Origin of the sequence: Erythrobacter sp. CCH5-A1, assembly GCF_001557115.1 — a bacterium.
Taxonomy (GTDB): domain Bacteria; phylum Pseudomonadota; class Alphaproteobacteria; order Sphingomonadales; family Sphingomonadaceae; genus Erythrobacter.
In genome coordinates, this window is the sequence record NZ_LSKQ01000173.1 from 21,770 (window position 1) to 32,839 (window position 11,070).

Genomic DNA, 11,070 nt, shown 5'->3' on the forward strand with positions numbered 1-11,070 from the left:
TCAGGAGCCGCGCTGTCCCCGAAAAACAAAAGGGCGGCCCGTTGCCGGGCCGCCCTCTCGATTGGTTTGGCTGATCGCGGGAGGATCAGAACTTGACGCGGACCCCGAAGCGCACGCCCCAGAGCGAACCGGCGAGCTGGGTTGCTTCGACCGGCGCACGGAAGCTCGTGCCGGTGCGGTTGGCGTAGAGGTACTGCGCGCAAGGCTGGGCGTTGGTGGCCGTGGCCGAACCCGGGGTGCCCTGCGGCGCGGTGAGGCAGGTCACGTTCACCAGCGAGGCGGCATAGGGGAAGCCGACCTGACGGATCGTGCCCCAGTCCTTGTCGATGAAGTTGAGCACGTTCTCCATTTCCGCCGAGAGCTCGATCTTGCCGCCGAACACGAAGGGCACTTCCTGGCGGAACGCGAGGTCGAGCTTGTGCACCGACGGCGTCCTGCCGATGTTCTTCGGCGCGATCTGGCCCTGATATTCCTTCAGCTCCGAGTTGAGGATGAAGCTCTGGAACCCGGCAAAGTCGAAGTTCGGCGCGTAGGCCACCCGCGGGTCGGCGTTGATCGCCGAAACGTTCGGCACGTAGATCAGACCACGCTCGCTGCGGCCCTGCACCCCGAGCACCGCCGGACGGAAGGAGCCGGAGGTCGGGTCGTTGAAGACGTAGCTGTAACGCTGGCCCGAACGGACGTTGTAGAACAGCTCGATGCGGGTGTTGTTCTCGCCGAAGATCTCGCCGTCGAAGCCGAGACCCAGACGGAACTGGTTATCGCGCTGGTAGTTGGCGATGCCCTGCGCCGCGAAGTTCGAATCGATCCCGGTCACGGTGGTGTTGTAGTTCGAGAAGGCGACCGACGAGGTGCCGGGGTTCTGGTCCGCGACGTCCTGGTAGGTGTACGAACCGTTGATGAACAGGCCGTTGTCCCACCGCTTGTTGAAGCGGGCGACGAGGTTCCAGCTGTCACCGAAATCGGTGTTGGTCAGGAAGATGTCGGTGTTCTGGCTGTTGAGGTCCTGACCGGGCAGCACGGTGTAGCGGACGCGGCCGTCAGGCAGCGTGCCGTTCGGCACCGAGCGCAGATCGGTCCACTCGAGCGCGTTGTTGACCTTGGAGTAGATCACGTCGGCGCCGAAGTTCCAGCCGTCGCCAAGGAAGCTGCCGAGGTTGGCTTCGTAATCGACCGAAGCCGCAAAGCGCCAGGTCGAGGGCACTTCGAAGTCCGGATCGATCGCGTTGGTCGGCGCGGTGGCGGTGCCCGAGGCACGGATCGCGTCGATCAGCGACTGCGGCAGGCCGGTGCCGCCGGTCACGCCGTTGAGCGTGGCCGCACCGATTGCGGTCTGCTGCGCCGGAGTCAGCGTCAGGTTGCTGATGGTGAAGGTGTCCGCAGCCCCGTTCACACCGGGCACGCGGTTGACCTGCACGCGACCGAGCGTCGGGCCGGGGTTCGAGTAGCTGTTCGAGATCCACACCAGCGGGCTGCCGCCGCCGAACAGGCCGGCCGAACCGCGCACCTGAAGGCGGTCAGTCGGCTTCCAGTTCACGCCGAAGCGCGGCTGGAACAGGTCACGACCATTGAGGTTCGCGGTGTTGGCGAAGCCGAAGCGGGTGAGGAAGTCCTGGTTGAAGAACGGCCGGTCCGGGCTGTCGAACAGATCGTAACGCACGCCCGCCACCAGGGTCAGGGTGTCGGTCACGTCGATCGTGTCGCTGATGCCGAAGGTCCAGCTGTTGTTCTGGAAATCGGCGGTCACCGTGCTGATGTCGCCGCGCAGCGGCACGGCGATGTCGAGGGTGTTCGCGCGCCGCGCCTGCAGATCGGCGATGCTGTCGAAGTACCAGGCACCCGAAACGCGCTGGGCGAAGAGGTTGCGCACGTCCTGACGGCGACGCTCGGCGATGAACTTGATGGTGTGGTTGTTCGCCTTGAGGGTCGCGGCGAATTCAATCGCCAGCGACTGGCTGTCAAGCTCATTCGCCTGGCGGCTGATGTCCGGGCCAAAGACGATGCGCTGCTGGCCGGGGGCGCACAGCGTCGGCGAGGAACCGTTGGCCGGCTGGCCCTGCGCCGGCGGGGTCGGGTTGACCGGGTCGAGACAGGTGGTGAACTCGCCGAAGGTGCGGCCGTTGAAGGGCACCTGCAGACGCACGTAATCGGCATAGGAGACGCGCAGCTGGGTCGAGAAGTTGTCCGACCACTGGTTGTTCGACTGCAGAATGCCGAAGTGGTTGACCGCGCCCTGGTTGTAGTTGTTCGACAGCAGGTTCAGGGTCGGGTTGGTGGCGACGATCTGGCCGGTGCCGGTCTGGCCCGCGAGCACCGAGGCTTCGTTCCAGATGTAGGTCGCGGTCAGGCGGTGGCCGTCAGCGACGTTCCAGTCGAGCTTGGTGACGAGCTTGTCGTCCTTTTCGACGATCGAGTCGACCGCACCCAGCGTGTCGTAGCCGTAAACGCTCTGGGCGATGCCGCTGATCTGGGTGATGTCGGCATCGGTCACGCCGAGCTGCGAGGGCGCGACGTTGGCGGGGACGGTGTCACGGGTCCGCTCGTAGGTGACCGCGAAGAACAGCTTGTCCTTGATGATCGGGCCGGTGACCTGCGCGGTGTAGATCTGCGATTCGAACGCGCCGATGCGGGTCAGTTCGCGGGCACGCGAGCCGCGCAGGCTGTCGTCCTGATAGAAGGCCGCGCCGAGGAAGGTGAAGCGGTTGCCGCCCGACTTGAGCTGGGTGTTGATCGCGCCGCCCTGGAAGAAGCCCTGCTGGATGTCGACCGGCGCGGTTTCGACCGAGAATTCGCCGATCGCGTCAAGCGGCACCGGACCGCGGGTCGAGACGAGGCCGCCGGATTCGAGACCGAAGGGGTCGCCGAAGGCCACACCGTCGACGGTGAAGCGGTTGTAGCGGTTGTTCTGCCCGGCGATGCTGATGGCGTTGCCGTTGGTGGCGTCGAGGGTCACCAGCGGGTCGCGCGCGGCGAGGTTGCGGATGTCGCGCTGCACGTTGGCGACGCCGGCGATGTCGCGGGCGCTGAGCACGGTCGCGGGGCCGGTGGCCAGCGTGATCGCCGAGCGGACGCGGTTGCCGGTGACGACGATGGCCTGGCCCTGCTCGACCAGCGCGACGCTGATGCGCTGCGCCTGGCCTGCGGTGAGGAAGCCGATTTCCTGCGAGGCGGTTTCAAAACCCGGCGCGGCCACTTCGACGAGGAACGGACCGCCCAGACGCAGGCCGGCCGCGTTGAAGCTGCCCGCGGCATCGGTCGTCTGTGTGGAGGTGGTGCCCGAGGGGACGTGGGTCACGGTCACGGTCGCGCCGGCGACAGGGGCGCCGTTCTGGTCGGTGACATCGCCGCGGACCGACGACGTGGTTTCCTGCGCGAACACGGGGGTTGCGATCGTGGTGGTCGCAGCGAGGCTGACAACGCTCGCGGCAAGGAGATACTTAAGCTTCATGGATGAAAGCCCCTGGTAACAGTGGAGAGAGAATTACGTAGTGCGGGCGGCCCTAGGCCCGTTCGCTTGCGCCAAAGCGACGGTTCTGTGACAATTTCGTGACATGCGGTGAACCGCTTTGCGGAATCCTCAGCGGAGCCTGAATCCGGAGCGGCAAAAGCCACGTATTTCCGACAATTGCCGGGCGCGGTGTTGCATCGCAGCAACGCCGCGGGAATTTATCCGGAGGCCCTTTGCAAGCCCCCCAACCCGGTCTCAGACGAGATTGATCTCGCGCAGCCGCTGCATGAGATAGTCATGCGCGGTGATCGGCTCGGGCGCGGCCGCCGTGTCATCGCCGACGCATTCGGGCAGCGGCTCGATCAGGAAGTCGGGCCGGAAATGCAGGAAGAACGGCATCGAATAGCGCGCCCGCCGCGCCGCCTCACCGCGCGGATTGACCACCCGGTGCGTGGTCGAGCGCAGCTTGCCCGCCGTCTGGCGCTGGAGCATGTCGCCGACATTGATGACGAGCGCGCCCGCAGGCACATCGATCGCGTGCCACTGGCCGTCCTTGGCGAGCAGTTCGAGCCCGGCTTCCTCGGCCCCCAGCAAGAGGGTGATGGTGTTGATGTCCTCGTGCCCGGCCGCGCGGATCGCGCCTTCGGGCGCGCCCTCGGCCAGCGGCGGATAGTGGAGCAGGCGCATCACCGAATTGCCCTCGGCAACGCTCGCGGCGAAGAAATCGCGCGGGCGGCCGAGGTGCAGCGCGATCGCCTCGAGCACGCGGCCCCCGGCAACCTCGAAGGCGGCGAACAGCGCGGTCATCGTCTCGCGGAAGCCTTCGACCTCGGCGGGCCAGACATTGGGGGCCATGAACGGTTCGAGCGGATGGCCTTGCGGCAGATCGCGGCCGACATGCCAGAACTCCTTGAGGTCGAACACCTCGGCGTCCTTGGCCTTTTCGGTCCCGAACGGGGTGTAGCCGCGTGCCCCCCCGCCCCCTTCGATCTTGTAGGCGCGCTTGACCGCGTCAGGCAGGGCAAAGAAGGCCTTGGAGACCCGCTCGGCCTCGTCGATCAGCGCCTGCGGGATGCCGTGATCGCGCACCACGGCAAATCCGTATTCTCCAAAGCTGCGGCCGAGTTCGTCGGCGATGGTTTCCAGCGGCTGGGCGAGGCTTACGGAGGCGATGTCGATCATAGGACGCGCCTTACACCCGCGCCGCGCCGCCTGCCAAGGGGGTCAGTAGGGCAGGAACAGGCTCGCGAGCGTCGCGCTCATAAGATTGGCAAGGCTGCCCGCCGCAAGTGCCTTCAGACCCAGCTTGGCGATCATCGGGCGCTGGCCCGGGGCAAGCCCGCCGGTCACCGCCATCTGGATCGCGATCGAGGAGAAATTGGCAAAGCCGCACAGCGCGAAAGTGAGGATCGCGCGGCTGCGCTGGGTCAGCTCGCCGGCCTGCATCGCGCCCAGATCGATGAAGGCAACGAACTCGTTGAGCACGATCTTGGTGCCGAACAGGCCGCCAGCGACCTGCGCCTGCTGCCAATCGGAAATGCCGATCAGGAACATCACCGGGGCGAAGACATAGCCGAGCAGCTTCTGGAAGCTGATGGTCGATAGCCACGCTGCGGCCTCGGGCGAAAGCGGGGTGCCGGCTTGATCGGCGAGATTGACGATGCCGCCGCCGGCCCAGGCGAGCATGCCATTCGCCAGCGCCACCAGCCCGACGAACACCATCACCATCGCGCCCACCGCGACAGCCAGCTTGACACCAGTCTGGGTGCCCTGGGCGGCGGCCTCGATGATGTTGGCGGGGCGCTGGCCTTCCTCGAAGGTTTCGGCCGAGATTACCTCGTCCGCCTTGCCGCCGGGCTCGACGATCGAGGCCGGGCCGACCGCGCTGATCCGTGCCTGGGGGAGTTCGACCTCTTGCCCGTTCTCGTCATACATGATGACGCGGGTCGCCTCGGTCACCGTATTGGGGCGTCCGCGCGCCCGCGCCGCTGCGGCTGCGGCCACCGAGCCTTCATAGCCTCGCGTTTTCTGCGGCTCGTCGGGCATCATGATCTTGGCCATCAGGATCCCGCCCGGTGCCGACATGAAGGCGGACGCCAGCAGGAAAGGCAGGGATTTCTCGCCGATGAAGCTGGCATAGATCGCAAGGATCGTCCCCGCCGTTCCGGCCATCCCCACGGTCATCAGGGTGAACAGGCCGGCAGGCGACAGCGCGGCGAGATAGGGCCGCACCACCAGCGGACTTTCCGATTGGCCGAGGAAGATATTGGCCGCCGCCGCCAGCGCCTCGACCCGGCTGATGCCGGTGATCCACCCGATCGCCCCGCCCAGCGTGCGCACCACCCGCTGCATGATGCCAAGGTGATAGAGCACTGAGACAATCGCCGAGAAGAACACGATCACAGGCAGCCCGGCAATCACGAAGGTTCCGGCAAAGGGGTTCTTGGCGAGCGGGCCGAACAGCGTCTCGACCCCGACCTTGGAGAAATCGAGCAGCGCGATCACCCCGGAGGAAATCCCGGCGATCACCGCGACCCCCGCATCGGTGCGCAGCACGACGAGCGCGGTGAGGGCCTGGAGCGCGAAGGCCGATCCGACCACCCTCAGATTGATGTGACGGCGCGCCGATGACAGCGCGAAGGCGATGGCGAGGATGGCGAATACCCCGGCAAGGCTCAGCAGGGTGGACGTGAGACTTGCGTTCACGGCAGCGACTATTCCTTGACGGCTTGGTAAAGCGACCCGATCCCTTGCGCGTCAGGCATCCTGTCTGCCGCGCAGCACATCCTGGCGTGGCAGTTTGCGCAGGCACTTGCAAGCCGCATCCGCGCGCCCGTCAACACAGAGCTGCGGGAAAGCATCGCCGGGGAGCCCTGCCGCCGCTTTTCTTTTGCCGCGGCGCTGGGTAGCACCCGTGCAATGGACACGCCCGCAACCGCCGTTCCGGCCGCCGCCCCCTTCGCCGCCACGACGCCGCCTGCGGGCGTATCGATGCCGCTCGGGATGTTCGTCTACACGCTGCTCTATGGCGGGATGACGGTGCTGGCGGGCGTGCTCGCCTTCAAGCAGGTGCAGCTGTGGCCGACGAGCCTCGCGGTCGAGAGCGGCATCTTCCCCTTCCTGCTGCTGGTGGTGATCTCGAGCACGCTGTCGCAGCTCTACGGGCGCGAGGCGGCCAAGCGGATCGTGTGGTGGGGCTTCCTGCCACTGGGCCTGTCGGCGCTGCTGATGCAGCTGGTGCTGGCGCTCCCCGCCTCCTCCGAGATGCTCGCTTTCCGCCCGGATGATCTGGCCGCCTTCGAACGGGTCCACCAGTCGACCTGGCGCGTGTGGATGGCGGGCCCGGCGAGCTACATCACCTCGCTGCTCCTCAACATCTGGATCTTCGACCGGCTGCGCGGCTCGGGGGACGGCGAGAGCACGCTCGGCCTGATGGTGCGCGGCGCGATCGCCTCGGCGCTCAGTCAGGCGGTCGATTCGGTGATCTTCATCACACTGGCCTTCTACGGCGAGTTCGACATCACCGATCTGATGATCGGGCAGGTGCTCGCCAAGGTGTTCCTCAGCCTGGTGCTCGTGCCGTTCCTGATCACCTTCGGGGTTCGCGCGGCGCATTGGCTGGATGGGAAGAAGGCGGGCTAGCGTCTAGAGCGCGGTTCCCCACCGTTCCCAGACGAGCGCGGAGCAGCCGAGCCAGGTGGTGAACATGATCAGGTAGGGCCAGCGGCGCGGCCACAGGCGGGCCACCAGCAGCGTTGCCGCCGCTGTCGCGCCGAGCGCGAACACGGCAGCATTTGCCACCTCCGCGCTGGTTCCGGTCAGCCCTGCCTCCAGCGCGAGCGTCGCCCATTGCGCTGGCAGCAGCGCGAGCACCCACCCCGGCCACGCCCCCGGCATGGCTGCGGCGGTGAGCAGCATGGCCGCCTCGCCCGCCACCACGGCGAGCGCGATCCACCACCCCCGCGACGAGGCGGAATGCGCGAAAAGGCTCCCGCGCGCGGCAAAGCTGACGCTGGCGAGGATGGCGGCAGGCGCAAGTACGGCAGGGGCGTGGAACTCAGACAGGCCGAGCGCCAATGCCAGCAGCACCAGCCCCGCCCCGGCCAGCAAGGCGACAACCACGCCGACAACGAAGCGCCCCGCAGCTGCGGCGGCAATCATGCCCGCGCCCATCATGCCGATGGCGACGATCGTCCCGGCAGCGCGAGGATCGGTGTTCACAAGAAGTGCCCCCACTGGAGCCACCGCCCCTGCAAGCGCGACGGTCGTCCACGCCAAGCGGGGATGGTCGGCAGTGTGATCGTCGGGCAGAAGCTTCATCAGGCTGTCAGTGGTCGAGGCGCAAGCAATTGTCGAGCCGAGGGAGGTGCTGTGCGCAAATGAGGCGGGAGCGGATTGCACCAATCGGTCGCCGGCGACCGCAAGGGCGACCGCCCGCCCGCAGCGGGTCCGCAGCGCAGCGGAGGACATCTAGCGAGGACGCATTCGCGGAGGCGACTGCGAAACACAAAAAATGGTGAGCCCGACAGGATTCGAACCTGTGACCCGCTGATTAAAAGTCAGCTGCTCTACCTACTGAGCTACGGGCCCACATGTCTCCCGCGATGCGACGGGAAGGCGGCTCACCTAGGCAGGGGGCGCGGGCGGGTCAAGCGGGCTTGATGCTGGGCGATGGTCAGGCCGTGCGGCGGGGTGCGCCAGTCGGGGGCGATGGTGCAGGCCGGATCGAGGACGAAGCGCCGCTGCGCGAAAGCCGGGTGGGGGATGGCGAGGGTCTTCGAGACCCATGCGCCGCCGCTCCACAGCACGATGTCGCCATCAAGCACCCGGTCGCCCCAGCGCTGACCCGGGCGGCGGCCGAATTCACGCTCGGTGCGCTTCAGTGCGGCGAGCAGCGCGGGCGGATCGAGCTCGCTTTCCAGCACCAGCGCGGCATTGGCGAAACGGCGCTGGGCCGCGCCCATTGCGGGGGTGGCGATCACCTGAGAGCGCGCGGTGACCGTGCCGAAGGCGGCGCATTCGTCCATTGCGGCCAGCACGACGGCACGCGGATCGCCATAGAGGGCGTGCCGCCGGTTGCTCCCCAGCGCGATCAGGTAGGTGCTGCTCAGGCCTAGATGTCCTGCGCGATCCGGCCGTAAAGCTGCGGGCGGCGGTCGCGGAAGAAGCCCATCCCGGCACGGTGCTTCGCCGCCCGCGCCAGATCGAGCCTGGCGACCAGAACGCCGGTCTCCTCCTTGCCGAACAGCGCGAGATCGTCGCCCCATTCGTCGGTGATGAAGGAGTGGCCGTAGAAGCTCTGCGCGCGATCCTCCGGCCCTTCGTGGCCGATGCGGTTGGCGGCTACCACCGGCATGCAGTTCGACACGCTATGCCCGATCATCGCGCGGCGCCACATGCGGCTGGTGTCGAGATCGGCGTCATAGGGCTCCGAGCCGATTGCGGTGGGATACATCAGCAGTTCGGCGCCCAGCAGCGCCATCACCCGCGCGCATTCGGGATACCACTGGTCCCAGCAGATGCCGACGCCGACCTTGACGGTCGCCCTGCCTTCCCCGGCCACGTCCCACACCTTGAAGCCGTCGTTCCCGGGGCGGAAGTAGTACTTTTCCTCGTAGCCGGGCCCGTCGGGGATGTGGCTCTTGCGGTAGGTGCCTTGCACGGCACCATCCGGGCCGATCATCGCGAGGGTGTTGTAGTAATGGTGCCCGTCGCGCTCGAAGAAGCTGGTGGGGATCGTCACCTTCAGCTTCGCGGCGAGCTCCCGCATCGCGATGACACTCGGGTGCTCCGCCGTGGGGCGGGCGAGCGAGAACAGGGCCTCGTCCTCCTCGCGGCAGAAATAGGGGCCGCTGAACAGCTCGGGCGGCAGGATCAGCTGCGCGCCCCTGGCGGCGGCTTCTTCCACCAGCGCCGAGACGGCAGCGATGTTGGCGGCTTCGTCCTCGGAACCGAGGGCGAGCTGCAGGGCGGCGACGGTGATAGCGGTCATGCCGCCGCCCCTACTCGATTATTTGGCCTTCTTGAACAGCAGAGTCATCCGGTCGCTTTCGCCCAGTCCCTTCAGGTCCTCGCGCTTGGTGGCGAGCACGGGGGGCATTTCCCACACGCCTTCCTTGTGATCGGCGGTGTCCTTGGGGTTGGCGTTGATCTCGCTCTTGCCGACCAGCTCGAAGCCGTTGACGCGCATGAAATCGATCACGTCCTTCTCGCGCAGATAGCCCTTGGTGCCGTTGGCGTAGGACCACGGCGCGTCTGCATGGGCGCGGTGCTGTTCGATGCCGAGGAGGCCATCGTCCTTGAGCAGCTCGCGCATGGCGCGCAGTTCGGTATCGGCGGTGCCGCCGCGCAGCAGGTTGTGCATCGCGCGCATCACCAGGATGCGGTCGAAGGTGCCCTTCTGGCCCTCGAGATTGTCGAGCGTGATCCCGCTGAACTTTTCGGCCGGCAGGCCGGTGTAGCCGGCGACTTCCTTGCCGAAGCCCGCCGCCTGGTCGCGGATGCGCTGCTGGCGCGCGGGATCGGCGGTGGCGGTGAGCGGATTGGCGTAGAGGCCGACCAGTTGGCCCTCGCCGCCCAGATAGTGCCCGAGCAGGCGCGAATACCACCCGCCGCCGGGCGCATATTCGCCGACCTTCATCTCCGGGCCGACATGGAAGAAGGCGAGCGTTTCGGCCGGGTGGCGGAAGGCGTCGCGCGCCTTGTCCTCGGCGCGGGTCGGGTGGTTGATCGCCGCCGACAGCTGCTCGCCGTGCATCTTCATGAAATGCGCGGTGTCCTTGATGTGGGCTTCGTCGACCTCACCGGCGGCGTGATGGTCGGCGATGGCCGGCGCGGCGAGCGCGATGCCGCTCGCGGCGGCGAGGGCGAGGATGATTTTCTTCATGGCGCGTAACTCTCCCGGGTGACTGAATGAACCTGTGACGATGCTGCGATAGACGAAGCATGCTGGCAATCGCAGGCTGCTGACCTATCTCTGGCACAAAGGAACGGAGAATTCGATGAGCAACATGGATACGGCGATCATTGCAGGCGGATGCTTCTGGTGCACCGAGGCGGTGTTCCGCGATGTCGTCGGAGTGCAGAGTGTCGAGAGCGGCTATATCGGCGGGACCAAGGCGAACCCGACCTACAAGGAGGTATGCACCGGCACCACGGGCCATGCCGAGGGGATCCGCGTGACCTTCGACACCTCCGTGATCAGCCTGCCCGAGATCTATGACGTGTTCCTCGGCACGCATGATCCGACGCAGCTGAACCGTCAGGGCAATGACATCGGCACCCAGTATCGCAGCGCGATCTTCCCCCTTTCGGACGAACAGGGCGCCGAGGCCAAGGCCGCGATCGCTCGCTGGAATGCCGAGAACGGCAAGCAGGCCGTCACCACGATCGAGGGCCTGTCGGGCGGCGAGCAGACGGCCGCATGGTATCCGGCCGAGGACTACCATCAGGAATACTGGGACGGCGAGGGCCAGAGGAACCCCTACTGCCTCGCGGTGATCCCGCCCAAGCTGATGAAGCTCAGGAAGAGCTTCCAGAAGTATGTGAAGTAAAGACTTTCAACCAACGTCACCCCGTGCTTGACACGGGGCTTGGCTTTCCTTGTTTGCGTGCCCGCCTCC

General features: G+C 66.7%; 9 protein-coding genes and 1 tRNA gene. 2 read left to right on the top strand and 8 right to left on the bottom strand.

Going from position 1 to position 11,070, the window contains the following annotated elements; translation table 11 throughout:
• Nucleotides 1-85: 85 nt before the first annotated feature.
• The 3 genes from AX708_RS09595 to AX708_RS09605 all read right to left on the bottom strand — a co-directional run bounded on the left by AX708_RS09595 (nucleotide 86) and on the right by AX708_RS09605 (nucleotide 6,154).
• A complete protein-coding gene (locus AX708_RS09595; protein WP_066527193.1) occupies nucleotides 86-3,448 on the bottom strand; it encodes a carboxypeptidase regulatory-like domain-containing protein in 3,363 nt (1,120 codons plus the stop codon).
• Nucleotides 3,449-3,703: 255 nt separating this feature from the next.
• The gene (locus AX708_RS09600) at nucleotides 3,704-4,630 is read right to left on the bottom strand and encodes an isopenicillin N synthase family oxygenase (RefSeq protein WP_066527195.1); all 927 of its coding nucleotides are present in this window, start codon (nucleotides 4,628-4,630) and stop codon (nucleotides 3,704-3,706) included.
• A 42-nt stretch (nucleotides 4,631-4,672) separates the two neighbouring features.
• Nucleotides 4,673-6,154, bottom strand: coding sequence for a NupC/NupG family nucleoside CNT transporter (locus AX708_RS09605; protein ID WP_197425948.1), 1,482 nt, complete (start codon nucleotides 6,152-6,154; stop codon nucleotides 4,673-4,675).
• A gap of 213 nt (nucleotides 6,155-6,367) precedes the next feature.
• Here AX708_RS09605 and AX708_RS09610 point away from each other — a divergent pair, with 213 nt between their 5' ends.
• Nucleotides 6,368-7,090 carry a queuosine precursor transporter gene (locus tag AX708_RS09610; RefSeq protein ID WP_082745472.1) on the top strand — a complete coding sequence of 241 codons (723 nt, stop codon included), beginning with the start codon at nucleotides 6,368-6,370 and terminating at the stop codon, nucleotides 7,088-7,090.
• 3 nt (nucleotides 7,091-7,093) lie between these two features.
• Here AX708_RS09610 and AX708_RS09615 read toward each other — a convergent pair whose 3' ends face one another.
• The 5 genes from AX708_RS09615 to AX708_RS09635 all read right to left on the bottom strand — a co-directional run bounded on the left by AX708_RS09615 (nucleotide 7,094) and on the right by AX708_RS09635 (nucleotide 10,334).
• The gene (locus AX708_RS09615; protein ID WP_197425949.1) at nucleotides 7,094-7,669 is read right to left on the bottom strand and encodes a hypothetical protein; all 576 of its coding nucleotides are present in this window, start codon (nucleotides 7,667-7,669) and stop codon (nucleotides 7,094-7,096) included.
• Nucleotides 7,670-7,962: 293 nt separating this feature from the next.
• A tRNA-Lys gene (locus AX708_RS09620) sits at nucleotides 7,963-8,038 on the bottom strand.
• A gap of 32 nt (nucleotides 8,039-8,070) precedes the next feature.
• On the bottom strand, nucleotides 8,071-8,535 hold the full coding sequence (gene folK / locus AX708_RS09625) for a 2-amino-4-hydroxy-6-hydroxymethyldihydropteridine diphosphokinase (protein WP_255357990.1): 465 nt from the start codon (nucleotides 8,533-8,535) through the stop codon (nucleotides 8,071-8,073).
• 26 nt (nucleotides 8,536-8,561) lie between these two features.
• On the bottom strand, nucleotides 8,562-9,440 hold the full coding sequence (gene aguB / locus AX708_RS09630) for an N-carbamoylputrescine amidase (protein WP_066527199.1): 879 nt from the start codon (nucleotides 9,438-9,440) through the stop codon (nucleotides 8,562-8,564).
• Nucleotides 9,441-9,458: 18 nt separating this feature from the next.
• A complete protein-coding gene (locus AX708_RS09635) occupies nucleotides 9,459-10,334 on the bottom strand; it encodes a class I SAM-dependent methyltransferase (protein WP_066527202.1) in 876 nt (291 codons plus the stop codon).
• Between the two features lie 124 nt (nucleotides 10,335-10,458).
• Between AX708_RS09635 and msrA the strand changes: the two genes are divergently transcribed.
• Nucleotides 10,459-11,001 (top strand): peptide-methionine (S)-S-oxide reductase MsrA, encoded by a 543-nt coding sequence (gene msrA / locus AX708_RS09640; RefSeq protein WP_066527233.1) that lies wholly within the window; start codon nucleotides 10,459-10,461, stop codon nucleotides 10,999-11,001.
• The last annotated feature ends 69 nt before the right edge of the window (nucleotides 11,002-11,070 follow it).